Raw genomic sequence first — 14,393 nt, 5'->3', positions numbered from 1 at the left:
GCGTAGAGGGGCGGCCCCGGTTTGGGCCTGTCCGACAGGAAAACGCGGATGCGGTTGGATTTCAAGCCTTAGGGGACCAGGGCGTCCAGCATTCCGGGTTCCCACGAATTGGTTGAGGGCGTGAAGGCGGAAAAACCCGTGACCTCGCCCTGGCTGAAACCCCAGTAGCACCAGGGAAGGCCCTGATCTTCGGCAGCGCGGCGAACGGCAGCAATCCAGTTCAGGCGCTGATCAGGGTCGGTTGCACCGTAGACACCGAATTCGCCCAGCAAGACCGGGCCTTCGGCGGCGACCGCACGGGCCATATCGGCGGCGAGTTGTGCGCGGTCTTCGACGCTGCCCCAGGTGCTGGGCGGGGGCGGATTGCTGAGATAAGCGGCCTGCTGGTGGGTGAATTCCCACGGGTGATAGTAGTGGAACGTGCGCACTTCGCGGTGGCCCGGATCGGGCAGGCGCAGCATTTCGTCCAGATCATTCCAGTTGCCGCCACCTGTGATAATCCAGCGGTCGGGATGGGTTTCGCGGATCATGGCTGTGATCTGCTGGAACAGCGGCACGGCGCGCTCGGTTGTGAAGGCGCCTTCTGGTTCGTTGAAGAGCTCGAACATCAGGCTGTCGGGCGCACCTTCGTAATGCGTAGCCAGCGCGCGCCAGATTTTGACGAGGTCAAGGGAGTGTGTGGCGGGGTCGAATAGCATTTCGCGGAAATGGTGCGGGTCGAGGATGACATTCAGCCCCTCGGCCTGCGCCCAACCGATGACCTGATCGGTCCGGGCGAGGATTGCGGGAGAAAGCCGTTCGCCATCCCAATGGGCCGAGAACCGGACAGGCAGGCGGATGGTGTCGAACCCGGCCTCTGCGATGCGCGCGACATGGTCTTCCTCGATCACATAGCCCCAATCGCCTTCGACCGGAGCCTCCATCGCCGCGCCGAGGTTGATGCAGCGTTCAACGGGAAAGGCGGTGGCGGGCGTGGCAAGAAGGGCCGTCAGGCAAAGGACAAGTCGCATGGCCCATTGGTGCCATGCCCTAAGCTTTTGTGAAAGCCTTTCAAAGCGTTCGGGCGAGTTCTGCGAGTTGTTGCGCGGCGCTGCCCCATCCATCATGGAAGCCCATAGCTTCGTGCGCGGCGCGGTCTGCGTCGGAGGCGTGCAAGACCGTTGCTGTATAGGTGCAGCCGTTGGTCGTTTCAGTCAGGCGGATGTCAGCGGTGAAGGCAAATTCCCCCTCGCCCGGCGCGGGGTTCGGTTTGAACCCGGGGCCAAGGGCGGAGGTCCAGACGATGCGCTTTTGCGGGTCGGCCAACAGCACGCAGCCCCAGCCGCCGTCCATTTCGCCCATCTCGGGCACTTGCATGACAGTGCGAAAACCGCCGCCGGGTGTCGGGTCGATCTCTGCATCCGTCACCGTTACGGGGGCAGGGGCAAACCATTGCTTCAGAAGCTCAGGCTCCGTCAGGCAGCGCCAGACCTGCGCCGGCGTAGCCCCGGTTTCGAAGCTGAGTGTGAGGGTTGTGTCGGTCATCACGCGCTCTCCGCTTCGGATTTTGCCAGTTTCTCAAGGTTCACCAGCCCGCCTTCCCAGCCTGCCTTGAACTCCGCGATCATCTCAGGGCCAACAAAGGAGGATACGGCGACGGTGGCCGTCACCGTTGAGCCTGCATCCGCCTCGGCTATCCGAAACGTCACGAGGCTTGCGCCAACGGTCATGCCGCCGGCTTCGATCTGTTCGGTGAAGACGGCGTTTCCGGGGGCGTCGAGGTGAAGCCAGCGCGTCTCGACCTCGAATTCAGGGTTGTCGGCGGGGCCACACCGATGCCGCTCAACGCCACCGACGCGCATGTCGGCGGTGATCGTCTCAAGGACATGATCCCCGGGCGCACCCCAGGATTCGCGCATCGTCGTGTCCGTGATTAGGTGCCACATCCGGTCCGCTGACAGCGGCATGGCCCGCGTGAAATGGAAGGTGTCGGTATCGGTTGTCATTCGGCGGTCCTTTCGTCTTCGGCGATTTGTTCGGCCAAGCGGCCGAGGCGATCCATCCGCCCGGCCCAAAGATTGCGTTGCTGGTCGAGCCAGGATTCGGCTGCGGCCAAAGCCTCTGGATGCAGGGTGCAGACCCGCACCCGGCCTTCCTTGCGCGAATGTACAAGCCCCGCACGTTCCAGAGCGTCGATATGTTTGAGAAAACTCGGCAAGGCCATGTCATGGGGCGCGGCAAGGGTTTTTACCGGTGCCTCACCCTGACCAAGTCGTGCGACAATAGCGCGGCGCGTAGGGTCAGAAAGGGCAGAGAAGATGTGATCCAGATTGTTAGCCATGTGGCTAACTAACACGGCGAAAATTGAAAAGATAGCCTCTCAGCTAACTTTTTGTGGTCTTACGTGTTCGAGATTTTGCCAGCGTCGGTGGTCAGGACAGTTTCATAGCCCTCGGTGCTGGCGCCCACGGGCTGAAGCTCCACCAGGCCGACAAGGAGTACGAGCGACAGTCCGGTGCCAAGAGCAACAACGGAATTGATTACAAAACGGTCCATCAGATCGGTTTTCCCGACATTTCTTTACATTCGTCCGACCGCGGTCCCCAGCGTCCGGTATAGGGTAGCTACAGTCTGGCGCGGGCGGTTGTATACACCATGTCCGGGGGAAAGAGGCGCAAGCCCTCCCCGGTATGACCGAAATGACACGATTCTCTTTCGCAATGGTTGAGCGGTGGCGGCTTCAACCGCCAGATTGCGATTTTTGCGGGATGTGCGGCGGGTGGTTTACAGGCGCAATTAAGCGCCCGCTGAAGTTCGCGACCCGAGGGCACGCAGCCGGCCAAGGATCGACACTGGGCTGGGTGTTTCTGTTGTTCCGCGCAGGGCTGCCGCAAAGGCTGCTTGTCGCTCGCGGCGGGCCTCTTCTTCCACGCGGCGTTGCGCTTCGGCCTTTTCACGGGCGCTGCTACGGCGGTCCGCGGCGGCGCGGGCGCGGCGTTCCGCCTCCAGGTCCGCATGAGCTCGCGTTTCCATCGCTTTGCGAAACGCCCGTGCCTCAGCTTCGCGGCGCGCGCGCTGCTGTTCAGCCGTCAGAGGCGCGCTCTGATCCGCTTGCGCCTGCTTTGGGGGCGTGCGACTTGGCTGAGCGATGGTGGGAGCAGGGCTACGGTCGATGAGATCCTTGGCGGCGTTGATCTCGGCCAGGCGATGTGTCGCGGCCGTCGTGTCACCCGCGACATGGTCGGGGTGGTTTTGACGGATCAATGACCGATACGCAGATCGGACATCGGACGCAGACGCGCTGGCAGGCACGCCAAGCGTCGCAAACGCTTGTTCCAGTTCAATTTTCATCGGACGCACTTTGCAGACAGTGACTAAAATAAGGCATAAATGCGTCTGGGGGTCGGCGGCAATATACTGGTTTGGAAACAATCGCGGAAACAGCACAGATTGGGGTTTCTGCGGCTGGACACGCAAGATAGGCTACCAGCATGGCTGCCCCACGATTCATTCACCTGCGTGTTCACACGGAATATTCGCTTCTTGAAGGTGCCATGCGCGTCAAGAAACTGCCCGGAATGGTGGCCGATGCGGGAATGCCCGCTGTTGCTGTGACGGACACAAACAACATGTTCTGCGCGCTCGAATTCTCCGAGATGGCGAAGAAGGCGGGCGTTCAGCCCATTGTGGGCTGTCAGGTTGATCTGGAATACGAGGTGGCGGCGCCGGGCGAAAAGCCGCGTGCGCCAGCGCCGGTGGTGCTGTTGGCCCAGGATCGGCAGGGCTACGAGAACCTCATGAAGCTGAACTCCGCGCTGTATCTGCGGGGTGACGGCTCGGTGCCCCATGTGACCATGCCGGAATTGGAGGCGCATTCTGAAGGCGTGATCTGCCTGAGCGGTGGACCAGACGGACCGGTAGGGATGCATTTGCAGGGCGGGCAGCGGCCGAAGGCGGAGGCGTTGCTCAAGACGCTGGCGGCCATCTACCCGGACCGGCTGTATGTCGAATTGCAGCGCCATCCAGGAGAGGGCGGCGCGCCGGAGGCGGAGCGGCTGACGGAGCGGGGCCATGTGGAACTGGCCTATGCGCTTGATCTGCCGCTTGTGGCCACAAACGACGTCTACTTCCCGAAGACGGAGATGTATGAGGCGCACGACGCGATGCTGTGTGTCGCCCAAGGTGCATATGTCGACCAGTCTGAGCCGCGCCGCCGTCTGACCCCGCAGCACTATTTCAAGACGCCCGAGGAAATGGCCGCGCTGTTTGCTGATCTGCCGGAGGCGCTGGAAAACACCGTCGAGATCGCGCAGCGTTGCGCGTTCCGGGCGGAAACCCACGATCCGATCTTGCCCAAATTTGCCGATGACGAGGTCGCGGAATTGCGGCGTATGGCCAACGAAGGTCTGCAAGCGCGCCTTGCCGTGATCCCGCACGCTGTGTCGGTCGAGGAATACCAGAAGCGGCTCGATTTCGAGCTGGGGATCATCGAAGGAATGGGCTTCCCCGGCTACTTCCTGATCGTGGCGGACTTCATTCAGTGGTCCAAAGACAATGACATTCCAGTGGGGCCGGGTCGTGGCTCGGGCGCGGGGTCACTTGTGGCTTACGCGCTGACGATCACCGACCTCGATCCGCTGCGCTACTCCCTGCTTTTTGAACGCTTCCTGAACCCCGAACGTGTATCGATGCCCGACTTCGATATCGACTTCTGCATGGATCGCCGGGAAGAGGTGATCCGTTACGTGCAGGAGAAATACGGTCGCGACCGGGTGGGGCAGATCATCACCTTCGGTGCGTTGCTATCCAAAGCCGCCGTGCGCGATGTGGGACGTGTGTTGCAGATGCCGTTCGGGCAGGTAGACCGGCTTTCCAAGATGATCCCGGTGGAGGGCGTGAAGCCCGTGGGCATTGCGCAGGCCATCAAGGATGAGCCGCGGTTCCTTGAGGAAATGCGCGAGACGGAGCAGGACAAGCGCGACGGCAAGGTGAACCCGACGCGCCGTTTGATGGATTATGCGGAGAAGGTGGAGGGGCTTCTGCGCAATGCCTCCACCCACGCTGCGGGCGTGGTGATCGGGGACCGCCCGCTGGATGAGCTGGTGCCGCTTTACCGCGATCCACGATCGGACATGCCGGCCACGCAGTTCAACATGAAATGGGTGGAACCGGCGGGGCTGGTTAAGTTCGACTTCCTTGGTCTGAAGACCCTGACGGTTGTGCAGAACGCCATCGATCTGATCCACGGGAGTGGGCGGCAGCTCCACGAAGGCCCGGACGGTTCGCAGCTTTACGTTCCCGAACCGGGGACGGAGAACCAAGCCAACGCCATCCCGCTAGACGATAAGGCGACCTACGACCTCTACGCCTCCGCCAAGACCGTCGCTGTGTTCCAGGTGGAAAGTTCGGGCATGATGGACGCGCTCCGGCGCATGAAGCCCGACTGCATCGAAGACATCATTGCACTTGTGGCGCTCTACCGCCCCGGCCCGATGGAGAACATTCCGAAGTTCTGCGAGGTGAAAAACGGGATCTCCGACCGCGATACGCTGCATCCATCCATCGACCATATCCTCGACGAGACGCAGGGCATCATCGTTTACCAGGAACAGGTGATGCAGATCGCGCAGGAAATGGCGGGTTATTCGCTTGGTGGCGCCGACCTGCTGCGTCGCGCGATGGGTAAGAAGATTCAGGAAGCTATGGATGCCGAGCGTCCGAAGTTTCTGGCCGGTGCCAAGGAAAACGGCGTCGATGAACAGAAGGCGCTGGAGGTTTGGCACCTTCTCGACAAGTTCGCCAACTACGGCTTCAACAAATCCCACGCCGCCGCCTACGCGGTCGTCAGCTATCAAACGGCCTGGCTGAAGGCGAACCATCCGGTCGAATTCATGGCCGCCGTGATGAACTGCGATATCCACCTGACCGACAAGCTGGGCGTGTATAAGCAGGAGGTTGACCGGCTGGGGATTGAAACCCTGCCTCCATGCGTGAACCGGTCTGCGGCGACGTTCACGGTGAAAGAGGGCAAGATTCTCTACGCCCTCGGCGCGCTCAAGAATGTGGGCGTCGAAGCGATGAAGATGATCGTAGAAGGCCGTCAGACGGAGCAGGGGGAGAAGCCCTATGCGACGCTCTTTGATCTGGCTCGCCGTGTCGATCTCAAGCGCGTCGGCAAGCGATCGCTTGAAATGCTGGCTCGCGCCGGGGCATTCGATGAACTCGACCGAAACCGCCGCCGCGTGATCGACAGCCTTGATGCCCTGACCGCTTATTCCGGTGCTGTACACGATCAGGCGGCGTCAGATCAGGTGTCGTTGTTCGGCGATGCGGGCGACGACCTTCCCGAGCCACGCCTACCGAACCCGCCAGATTGGCTGCCGAACGAACGGCTGGCGGCGGAACATCAGGCGGTGGGCTTCTATTTCTCGGGTCATCCGCTTGACGATTACCTGCCTGCCCTGAAACGGCGCGGGGTGATGACGCTGGCGGAGGTCGAACAACGCGTGCAGCAGGGGCCGTTCGTGGCCAAGATGGCCGGGGCTGTCTCCGTCAAACAGGAACGTAAAAGCCAGCGCGGCAATCGTTTCGCCTTCGTGTCGCTGAGCGACCCAACCGGCCTTTACGAGATCACGGTGTTCTCCGAGGCGTTGGAAGCCAGCCGCGAATTCCTTGAAACCGGCAGCAATGTGCAGGTGCAGGCCGAAGCGACCCTAGAGGCAGATCAACTCAAGCTGCTCGCCCGCGCGATCACCCCTGTCGACAACGCCATCGCGGGCGAGGCGAGTGGCCTGCGCGTCTTCATCGACGATGCCACCGGGATTTCATCGGTCGAGAGCCTTCTGGAACGCACCGCCGCCGATGCCGCGAAGGCCGCCAAAGGGCCGATCCACCTCTGCCTGATGGCCCCCGACCTGCCGGGTGAGGTTGAAGTGATCTTGGGCGACAACTTCCCCGTCTCCCCCCAGATCAAGGGCGCGCTGCGCAGCCTTGAAGGGGTGATGGACGTGGAAGAGGTTTAAGTGCAAATTGCATGCCATACGATGGTAGAGGGATTAGAATGCGCACAACCAAGGTTTTGCCGTTGTTGGGTCTTAGTTTACTTGCTTCATTTCCTGCAAATTCGCAGCAATGGATTTCTCGATACCTAGAGGCAGAGTCTGCTGGTCAATTAAGTGTCTGTTATGCGGGAATTGACTACACGAATGCTTGGTTCTCTACGCGGTTCTATGGCGACAATATCGATTTTCTTTTCTTTCGAGACGATTTCACCCTGCCTTACGGAGCTGATCTAGGCTCGCTAATCTTTGAAATAGATGGATCCCGCTTTTTGATGTTTGCTCGCACCTTTCCGCGTGACACAAATGACACGCTCAACAGTGCTCAACTAATGCAGATTCTCCCAAACAACGAAGATGTTGTGGATTTGGTTACGGCCCTTCAGGTTGGGACCCAGTTTACCATCAATTTTCCTGATGGTTCGTTTTACCGAACATCGCTTTCAGGGAGCAATGCCGCTCTGGCTTCTGCAATTCTATGCTGGGATCGCAATCAAACTGGACCGCTTCAAAACAATCCATTCAATCCTAGCGAAGGTCCACCAACGCCTAGCGGTGGTGTGAACCCTTTCGAAAACCTTTAGTATGGGCGGCCCAGTGGTTTGGCCGCCCAGTATGCGTCGTTAGAGCTGCGGCGCTTCCGCGGCCCATTCTTCGAACCGCAGGATCGCTTCCTCGGTGCCGGGCGTTGCGTTGAACGCAGCCGTTGTGGCCTCAGGCGTCTGGCAGGAGAACCATTCCTCGCCCGCATCGTTGGTCAGCGACACGCAGATGCCGGGATAGGCCGCATCCACTTCGCCGGAGAAGAGCGACCAGGTGGCAAAGAAACCGCTATCGGTCAGAAGGTTGCAAACATCGACCAGTCGGCCACCCCCATCCCACGCATATTGCGTGGCGACGGTGACATTGCCGATCTCGGTCGCAGGGACGACCACGGCATCAGCCACATAACCACCGCCCGAGCACTGAGGCTCGGCCATGGCGGGCGCGGCAAGGCAGACGAAAGCAAGGGTGAGGGCGGGGGTAATACGTGTATTGATCATGCCTGACCTTAGGCCGTGTGCGAACGGCGGTGTCAATTCAACAATTCCAGACCTTGATGGGATGAACGGTTTTTGCCGACGATCCGGCGCTTTTCCCCGCCACTGGCCGCTCAGATCAAGCCCGCCCCTCTTTGTTCGGCAAATATGCCGGGGGTTTGGGGGCTGGCCCCCAAGCGGCCTCAGATCACCAATGCGGCGGCTTTTGGTCAGCCAGCGGCACTGTCCCGCTGGCGTCCACCTCGCGTTCGGCCTCGCGCTGCATCAACATCTCAACCCGGCGGGTCAGGACTGCAATCTCGGCATCCTGCCGCGCCACCACCTCGGACATCTCATCGACCGTCTTGGTCAGATGCGCCACCTGCTCTTCCAATCGCTGATCCATTCCTCACGCTCCTTGCCCCTACGCCCCCCACCCGTTAGAGGATGCGCGACCCGAATTTAAGGCCTCAAATCGCCATGGCAAAGCAGAAGAAGCAGCCCCGCCCCAAGGCCGAAACGCCAAAGGGCTTCCGCGACTATTTCGGCGCTGAAGTGTCCGAGCGTCAGCAGATGCTTGCCAAGATCGCTGAGGTCTATAATCGCTATGGCTTCGATCCGCTGGAGACCTCCGGGGTTGAGACGGTCGAAGCGTTGGGCAAGTTCCTGCCCGACGTCGACCGCCCGAATGAGGGTGTTTTCGCGTTCGAGGAAGATGGCATGTGGCTGGCCCTTCGCTATGACATGACGGCCCCATTGGCGCGTGTGGCCGCGCAGTTCCGCAACGATCTGCCATCGCCCTATCGCCGCTACACGATGGGTCCGGTCTGGCGCAACGAGAAGCCGGGTCCGGGGCGGTTCCGGCAGTTTTACCAATGCGACGCGGACACGGTCGGCAGCGGCTCTGTCGCCGCCGACGCCGAGATCTGCGCGATGCTGTCCGATTGCCTTGAGGCCGTGGGCATCGAGCGCGGCGACTACGTGGTGCGGGTGAACAACCGGAAGGTGCTGAACGGCGTCATGGAAGTGGCCGGACTGGCGGGCGATGACAAGGAAGCCGAGCGTGGCATTGTCCTACGCGCGATCGACAAGATGGACCGTCTGGGTGAGCAGGGCGTGCGCGATCTGCTCGGCGAAGGCCGCAAGGACGAAAGTGGGGATTTCACCAAGGGGGCGGGGTTATCCACTGGACAGGCGGACAAAATAATTGCGTTTGTGCAAGCCACGGCTGGGGATAACTCGCAGACCATTGGTAACCTTAAAGCGCTGACCGAAGGCTCGGATATCGGCACGCAAGGCGTGGCCGAACTCGAACAGATCGCCGGTCTTCTCGACGCACAAGGCTATGGCCCGGACCGCATCGTCATCGACCCCTCCGTTGTCCGTGGCCTCGGCTACTACACCGGCCCGGTCTATGAGGCTGAGCTGACCTTCGACGTGCAGAACGAGAAGGGGCAGACCGTCCAATTCGGTTCTGTCGCCGGGGGCGGGCGCTATGACGATCTGGTCAAGCGCTTCACCGGGCAGGAAGTGCCAGCCACGGGCGTGTCCATCGGCGTTGACCGTTTGCTGTCGGCTCTGCGCCTGACAGGCAAGCTGAAGGGCGAAGATGCAGGCCCGGTGATTGTGACCGTCATGGATCGCGACCGCATGGCCGATTATCAGGCCATGGCTTCCACCTTGCGCAACGCGGGCATCCGGGCCGAAGTCTACCTTGGCAATCCGAAGAACTTCGGCAACCAGCTCAAATATGCTGACAAGCGCCGGTCGCCGGTCGCGGTTATTCAGGGCTCGGACGAAGCGGACCGTGGTGTCGTGCAACTCAAGGACCTGATCCTCGGCGCGAAGCTGGCGCAGGACGCGACGCTGGAGGAATGGAAATCCCAGCCCGCGCAGACCGAGGTGCCACTGGCTGATCTCGTGGCCGAAGTCCAAGCCATGATCGCCCGTCACCAGTGACCCTCAAATCCGTTATCCGGGCCGAGGCGGAGGCGCTTCAGGCCATTTTCGCGGGCGCCATGCCCGTGGAGGCGCCGATGCTGGTCAGTGCTGACACGTTGCTGGACCTCTATGGTGAGGATATCCGGGGCCGCGCTTTCACTACCCACGACCCCGACCGCGGCGAGCTGATGCTGCGCCCCGACTTCACGGTGCCGGTCGTGCAGATGCACATGGACGGCGGGGCCGAGCCTGCGCGTTACACCTATCTGGGCGAAGTCTTCCGGATGCAGGACGCGGGCAGCGGGCGGCCCACGGAATATCTGCAATTGGGCTATGAGGTCTTTGACCGTGAAAACCCGCTACAGGCCGATGCCGAGGTTTTTGCCCTGATGCTCAAGGCGCTAGATGGCCTGCCGATCCGTGCGGTGACGGGCGATATCGGCGTTTTGCTGGCGGCGATAGAGGCGCTCGATACGACGAAAGCGCGCAAAACCGCCCTGCGCCGCCATGTCTGGCGTCCGCGCCGCTTCCGCGCCTTGCTGGACCGTTTCACCGGCACTGGCAAACCTGCCAAGGGTCGCGCCGAATATTTGAAGGCTGCGGAAGAACAGGGACTGGCCGCGATGATCGCGCAGGCTGGTCCGCCAATCGGGCTGCGCACCACCGATGAGATGAACGCGCGGCTTGAACGTTTGCAGGCCGAAGCCGCCGCCGACCCGATTGACCAGACGCAGGCCGAGGTGCTCGTCAGCCTGCTGGCACTGAAGGCTCCGTTGTCCGAGGCCGTGGATGCGCTGCAAAACTTCGCAGTCGATCTGCCGGGTTTGCAGGCGGCAGTTGAGCATTTCGAGGCGCGTGTCGAGGCGCTCAAATCGGCAGGCGTCGATGTGACCGATATTCCGTACGAGGCCTCCTACGGGCGCACGCAGATGGAATACTACGACGGGTTCGTCTTCGGCCTCCTCGCGCCGACACCCGGTTTGCCGCCTTTGGCCACCGGCGGGCGCTACGATGCGCTGACCCGCCAGCTTGGCGGCGGACGGGAGATCCCGGCCGTGGGTGGGGTGATCCGGCCCGAACAGGTCCACGCGTTGCGGAGGGCAGGGGCATGATCACGCTTGGTGTCCCCTCCAAGGGCCGGTTGATGGAGAAAACCTTCCAATGGTTCGCCGCGCGCGGGATCGAGATGCGCCGCACCGGGTCGGACCGGGATTATGGGGCCGAGGTTGCGGGCTTGCCCATCGACCTGCGTCTGATGAGTGCCGGTGAAATCCCGCGCGAACTCGCTGCAGGGCGCATCCATCTTGGCGTCACCGGCAGCGATCTGGTGCAGGAGCGTATCCCCGCCTGGGATCAGGCCGTTGAGGTTCTGGCCGAGATGGGCTTTGGCCATGCGGACCTGATTATCGCCGTGCCCGCATGGTGGGTCGATGTCCGTACGCTGGATGACCTTGATGCCGTCGCCGCTGATTTCCGCGCGGCCCATGGCCAGCGCCTGCGCATTGCCACCAAATACCATCGCCTTGTCCGCGATTTCCTGCGCGATGCGGGCGTGGCCGACTACCGGCTGGTCGACAGCCAAGGCGCAACCGAAGGCACAGTGGCCCACGGCACAGCCGAGGCGATTGCCGACATCACCTCAACCGGTGAGACGCTGCGGGCCAATCACCTTGCGATTCTGGAGGATGGATTGATCCACAGATCGGAGGCCACTTTGTTCCGCTCGCGGGCCGCGAAGTGGAATGATTCGACCCGTTCAGCGCTAGATATTTTTGAGAAACAGCTGAAAACTGGCGTCTGATCCGGCGATTTTGTGCCTTTTTTGCAACACCCAAATACTAACCCACCCGATCAGGGGGTGTGGTTTCCCTCAAGTTGCCCGCTTTGGGGGCATTAAGCTATTCTTAACCTGCATTAACGACAGCCGTCGGGATTTTTCAAACTCTGCCCCCGGCGACACTTTCAAACTGACATAGACGATCGCCGTCGGGACATTTTTCAACCCAGCGCCCGGCGCCGCTTTCTAAAATTTGTACAAGGAACATGGATATGATCCGCCCAATTTTGTTGGCCACTACAGTTGTGGCTATGCCCGCCCTCGCTTCTGCCCAAGGTTTGGAATTCGATGGTTCCGTGACAGCCGGCGCAAACTTCAACTCCATCGGTGGCATCCCCGGAACCGACATCACGCTGAATGGCTATTCGTTCGATTTCGACGGCGATCTGCACTTTGACGAGTCGTTCTCGGTCGGCATCGGTGCCGGGTTCAGCACCGGAAACCTTGATATCACCGGCGCCCCGAACGAGATCAACGTCGATCTCATCAGCCTGTCGATCGAGCCGGTCTACCGCTTCTCAAGCGGGGCCTATGTGGGTGGTTACTACCGCATGGGCGATTTGGACCTCGCCCTGCTAGGCCCAGTCACAATCGGGATCGACACCTCGCAATACGGTATCTTCGGTGGGTACGACTTTGGCCAAGGCCATGTTGAGGCTTTCTATGGCATGTCCGAGCTTGGCGATAACGCCTTGATCCCAGTTGCACTGAACACCGACGTGACCGATTTCGGTGTGTCGGGATCGTATGAAGTGATGGACGGCCTCGACGTGTTCGGCTCCGTGATGCGGACCAATATTGAAAGCGGGGCAACCAGCCTTCCGATCACGGCCTATGCCATCGGTGCAGAATACGATCTTGGCAACGGTTTTGACATCTATGGTTCGGTCGGCGGCTCGACTTTCGATCTCAGCGATCTGGGTCCCATCGACGACATCACTGCCTTCGGTGCTACAATTGGCGCATCCTATGACCTGTCCGCATCGGGCTCCATGCCGCTGGTCCTGAGCGCTGAATACTCGCGTACCAATGTTGATCTGGGCACGCTTGCGCCGATCATCGGTGGCAATGACCTGACCGTGGACCGCTTCGCCCTTGGTGTGACGATCCCGATTGGCAACGGCTCGACCACGCCGTTGAACTCGAACACCCGCACGGCGCGGGGCGAGTATCGCTCGGCAGTGGCCGCTCTGGTCAATTCGTTCTGATTGACCGCCGAATGAATGCGAAGGCCGGGCGTTCACGCCCGGCCTTTTGCAGTTCAGAGCACGCCGATTTCAGCCAGCGCATTCTCAAGCTGCGGCGGCAGCGGCTCTTGCGCTGCACGGCCCTTCGGCAGATCACGCGGCGCATCGCCCGGCTGCAAATATCGCCAGCCCTGAAACGGGCGCTTTGGCGTTGCGGCGACCCGGACAACCTCTGGGTCCAACACGATGCCGCAACGGTTGATCCCGTCACCACGATCCACCGGGTCAAGCCGCAGGATGGGTTGGCGACACAGCACCAAGCCCTTGAACACCCAGTAGAGTGATCCGCCATCGAGTACCTGATCAGCCCGCTTGGGCCACATGCGGGTGACATGGCGTGGCAGGCCGTCAGGCCCCTTCGCACGGGGGTTTTCCTGCCAATCCAGCAGATCCTCGACCTTCTCCGCACCAACGCAAAGTTTCACAAGATGTATGGTGTCAGCCAAGCCTCATCCCCCGATGATGTGGGTGGCAAGGCTAGCAGGCTATCCGGTCAGGGCAAGGCTCAGGCCAAAGGTTTGGCGAAATTACGCGGATTTCCTGTGGATGGATCGATGATTGGGCCGTCGGAATACTGCGCGAGATAGGCGCGGCGCGGACGGTCTGTGGTATTCGCGCCGGAGCGATGCAGCGTCAGCGATGAGAACAGGATCATTGTGCCAGCTGGGCAGGGCAGGATGGTGCCGGTGTCGGGGCCATCATAGCCGACTTTTTCTTTCCCAATTTCGTCCCAGTGATGTGGGTCGATATGCCCCTGGCGGTCCAAATCCCTCGGCAGGATCGATAGCGCACCGTTTTCCAGCGTCGTATCATCCAGCGCGATCCAGACCGACAGGTAAGGCCGGTGTTCAAACGGCACGTAAGCGCCGTCCTGATGCCACGCGAAACTGGCCCCGGTGCGGGGGCCCTTTACGACGAATTGCTCATTGAACAGATGCGGTTCGCCAAGGGCGACCCGCGCGACATCGCGCATGAAGGGGCTGAAGAGGAACCGTTCCACCGCTGGGAAATCAGCATGGCGCTTGTGCAGGAATTGCCGGTCCGCGCCCCGGTTGATGTCGTGGTTGCCACCATCGGCGGCCGCAGGCTCAGCAATCAAAGCATCGGCAGCCGCGCGCAGGGCATTCAAGGCATTCACAGGCACGAGCTCAGGCCAAATGCCATACCCGTTCGCTCGGAACTCAGCTGCCTCAACCATCGCTTCGCCTCCCAGTTGCGTCACCATTGCACCGCGATTCCTCACCCAATTCTGGCCAATCCGCGACATTTGTGTCATACAACCTATCTGGTAGAATCCGACCCTCACCCACCA

General features: G+C 61.1%; 16 protein-coding genes. 6 read left to right on the top strand and 10 right to left on the bottom strand.

The annotated features are described in order from the left end of the window. Nucleotides 1-68 precede the first annotated feature (68 nt). The 6 genes from V8J81_RS13280 to V8J81_RS13255 all read right to left on the bottom strand — a co-directional run bounded on the left by V8J81_RS13280 (nucleotide 69) and on the right by V8J81_RS13255 (nucleotide 3,330). Nucleotides 69-1,010, bottom strand: coding sequence for a glycoside hydrolase family 5 protein (locus V8J81_RS13280; RefSeq protein WP_368476232.1), 942 nt, complete (start codon nucleotides 1,008-1,010; stop codon nucleotides 69-71). A 40-nt stretch (nucleotides 1,011-1,050) separates the two neighbouring features. Continuing rightward, a complete protein-coding gene (locus tag V8J81_RS13275) occupies nucleotides 1,051-1,524 on the bottom strand; it encodes an SRPBCC domain-containing protein (RefSeq protein WP_368476231.1) in 474 nt (157 codons plus the stop codon). Next, nucleotides 1,524-1,985: an SRPBCC domain-containing protein gene (locus V8J81_RS13270; protein WP_368476230.1), complete on the bottom strand. Its 462-nt coding sequence runs from the start codon at nucleotides 1,983-1,985 to the stop codon at nucleotides 1,524-1,526. Before V8J81_RS13270 ends, V8J81_RS13275 begins: the two co-directional genes overlap by 1 nt. After that, on the bottom strand, nucleotides 1,982-2,320 hold the full coding sequence (locus V8J81_RS13265) for an ArsR/SmtB family transcription factor (RefSeq protein WP_368476229.1): 339 nt from the start codon (nucleotides 2,318-2,320) through the stop codon (nucleotides 1,982-1,984). Before V8J81_RS13265 ends, V8J81_RS13270 begins: the two co-directional genes overlap by 4 nt. 59 nt (nucleotides 2,321-2,379) lie before the next feature. Next, nucleotides 2,380-2,535 carry a hypothetical protein gene (locus V8J81_RS13260; protein ID WP_368476228.1) on the bottom strand — a complete coding sequence of 52 codons (156 nt, stop codon included), beginning with the start codon at nucleotides 2,533-2,535 and terminating at the stop codon, nucleotides 2,380-2,382. A gap of 240 nt (nucleotides 2,536-2,775) precedes the next feature. Beyond that, nucleotides 2,776-3,330, bottom strand: a complete 555-nt coding sequence (locus V8J81_RS13255) for a J domain-containing protein (protein ID WP_368476227.1) — start codon at nucleotides 3,328-3,330, stop codon at nucleotides 2,776-2,778. Between the two features lie 140 nt (nucleotides 3,331-3,470). Here V8J81_RS13255 and dnaE point away from each other — a divergent pair, with 140 nt between their 5' ends. Both dnaE and V8J81_RS13245 read left to right on the top strand, forming a co-directional pair. Next, on the top strand, nucleotides 3,471-7,001 hold the full coding sequence (gene dnaE, locus V8J81_RS13250) for a DNA polymerase III subunit alpha (RefSeq protein ID WP_368476226.1): 3,531 nt from the start codon (nucleotides 3,471-3,473) through the stop codon (nucleotides 6,999-7,001). A gap of 38 nt (nucleotides 7,002-7,039) precedes the next feature. After that, nucleotides 7,040-7,621 carry a hypothetical protein gene (locus tag V8J81_RS13245; protein ID WP_368476225.1) on the top strand — a complete coding sequence of 194 codons (582 nt, stop codon included), beginning with the start codon at nucleotides 7,040-7,042 and terminating at the stop codon, nucleotides 7,619-7,621. A gap of 39 nt (nucleotides 7,622-7,660) precedes the next feature. Here V8J81_RS13245 and V8J81_RS13240 read toward each other — a convergent pair whose 3' ends face one another. Further along, the gene (locus V8J81_RS13240; protein WP_368476224.1) at nucleotides 7,661-8,080 is read right to left on the bottom strand and encodes a hypothetical protein; all 420 of its coding nucleotides are present in this window, start codon (nucleotides 8,078-8,080) and stop codon (nucleotides 7,661-7,663) included. 184 nt (nucleotides 8,081-8,264) lie between these two features. Beyond that, the gene (locus V8J81_RS13235) at nucleotides 8,265-8,462 is read right to left on the bottom strand and encodes a SlyX family protein (protein ID WP_368476223.1); all 198 of its coding nucleotides are present in this window, start codon (nucleotides 8,460-8,462) and stop codon (nucleotides 8,265-8,267) included. Between the two features lie 74 nt (nucleotides 8,463-8,536). On the opposite strand from V8J81_RS13235, the gene hisS reads away from it, so the two are divergent. From hisS to V8J81_RS13215, 4 genes are all read left to right on the top strand, one after another. Further along, nucleotides 8,537-10,015 (top strand): histidine--tRNA ligase, encoded by a 1,479-nt coding sequence (gene hisS / locus V8J81_RS13230; protein ID WP_368476222.1) that lies wholly within the window; start codon nucleotides 8,537-8,539, stop codon nucleotides 10,013-10,015. Further along, nucleotides 10,012-11,109: an ATP phosphoribosyltransferase regulatory subunit gene (locus V8J81_RS13225; protein ID WP_368476221.1), complete on the top strand. Its 1,098-nt coding sequence runs from the start codon at nucleotides 10,012-10,014 to the stop codon at nucleotides 11,107-11,109. The genes hisS and V8J81_RS13225 overlap by 4 nt, the downstream gene beginning before the upstream one ends. After that, nucleotides 11,106-11,798, top strand: a complete 693-nt coding sequence (gene hisG, locus V8J81_RS13220; protein WP_368476220.1) for an ATP phosphoribosyltransferase — start codon at nucleotides 11,106-11,108, stop codon at nucleotides 11,796-11,798. Before V8J81_RS13225 ends, hisG begins: the two co-directional genes overlap by 4 nt. Nucleotides 11,799-12,046: 248 nt before the next feature. Next, nucleotides 12,047-13,042 carry a porin gene (locus tag V8J81_RS13215; protein WP_368476219.1) on the top strand — a complete coding sequence of 332 codons (996 nt, stop codon included), beginning with the start codon at nucleotides 12,047-12,049 and terminating at the stop codon, nucleotides 13,040-13,042. A gap of 53 nt (nucleotides 13,043-13,095) precedes the next feature. Here V8J81_RS13215 and V8J81_RS13210 read toward each other — a convergent pair whose 3' ends face one another. Together V8J81_RS13210 and V8J81_RS13205 are read right to left on the bottom strand one after the other, a co-directional pair. Further along, on the bottom strand, nucleotides 13,096-13,527 hold the full coding sequence (locus V8J81_RS13210; protein WP_368476218.1) for a DUF1489 family protein: 432 nt from the start codon (nucleotides 13,525-13,527) through the stop codon (nucleotides 13,096-13,098). A 59-nt stretch (nucleotides 13,528-13,586) separates the two neighbouring features. After that, nucleotides 13,587-14,306 carry a phytanoyl-CoA dioxygenase family protein gene (locus V8J81_RS13205; RefSeq protein WP_368476217.1) on the bottom strand — a complete coding sequence of 240 codons (720 nt, stop codon included), beginning with the start codon at nucleotides 14,304-14,306 and terminating at the stop codon, nucleotides 13,587-13,589. Nucleotides 14,307-14,393: the final 87 nt, after the last annotated feature.

Origin of the sequence: Gymnodinialimonas sp. 202GB13-11 (assembly GCF_040932485.1) — a bacterium.
In the GTDB taxonomy this organism is placed as follows: domain Bacteria; phylum Pseudomonadota; class Alphaproteobacteria; order Rhodobacterales; family Rhodobacteraceae; genus Gymnodinialimonas; species Gymnodinialimonas hymeniacidonis.
The sequence above is the reverse complement of the archived record's forward strand: the minus strand, read 5'-3'. Positions and strand labels throughout refer to the sequence as shown.

What these genes read in the sequence shown, in the direction of transcription:
- V8J81_RS13280 (WP_368476232.1), bottom strand. Translation starts at nt 1,010, where the DNA reads ATGCGACTTGTCCTTTGCCTGACGGCCCTTCTTGCCACGCCCGCCACC.
- V8J81_RS13275 (WP_368476231.1), bottom strand. Translation starts at nt 1,524, where the DNA reads ATGACCGACACAACCCTCACACTCAGCTTCGAAACCGGGGCTACGCCG.
- V8J81_RS13270 (WP_368476230.1), bottom strand. Translation starts at nt 1,985, where the DNA reads ATGACAACCGATACCGACACCTTCCATTTCACGCGGGCCATGCCGCTG.
- V8J81_RS13265 (WP_368476229.1), bottom strand. Translation starts at nt 2,320, where the DNA reads ATGGCTAACAATCTGGATCACATCTTCTCTGCCCTTTCTGACCCTACG.
- V8J81_RS13260 (WP_368476228.1), bottom strand. Translation starts at nt 2,535, where the DNA reads ATGGACCGTTTTGTAATCAATTCCGTTGTTGCTCTTGGCACCGGACTG.
- V8J81_RS13255 (WP_368476227.1), bottom strand. Translation starts at nt 3,330, where the DNA reads ATGAAAATTGAACTGGAACAAGCGTTTGCGACGCTTGGCGTGCCTGCC.
- dnaE (WP_368476226.1), top strand. Translation starts at nt 3,471, where the DNA reads ATGGCTGCCCCACGATTCATTCACCTGCGTGTTCACACGGAATATTCG.
- V8J81_RS13245 (WP_368476225.1), top strand. Translation starts at nt 7,040, where the DNA reads ATGCGCACAACCAAGGTTTTGCCGTTGTTGGGTCTTAGTTTACTTGCT.
- V8J81_RS13240 (WP_368476224.1), bottom strand. Translation starts at nt 8,080, where the DNA reads ATGATCAATACACGTATTACCCCCGCCCTCACCCTTGCTTTCGTCTGC.
- V8J81_RS13235 (WP_368476223.1), bottom strand. Translation starts at nt 8,462, where the DNA reads ATGGATCAGCGATTGGAAGAGCAGGTGGCGCATCTGACCAAGACGGTC.
- hisS (WP_368476222.1), top strand. Translation starts at nt 8,537, where the DNA reads ATGGCAAAGCAGAAGAAGCAGCCCCGCCCCAAGGCCGAAACGCCAAAG.
- hisG (WP_368476220.1), top strand. Translation starts at nt 11,106, where the DNA reads ATGATCACGCTTGGTGTCCCCTCCAAGGGCCGGTTGATGGAGAAAACC.
- V8J81_RS13215 (WP_368476219.1), top strand. Translation starts at nt 12,047, where the DNA reads ATGATCCGCCCAATTTTGTTGGCCACTACAGTTGTGGCTATGCCCGCC.
- V8J81_RS13205 (WP_368476217.1), bottom strand. Translation starts at nt 14,306, where the DNA reads ATGGTGACGCAACTGGGAGGCGAAGCGATGGTTGAGGCAGCTGAGTTC.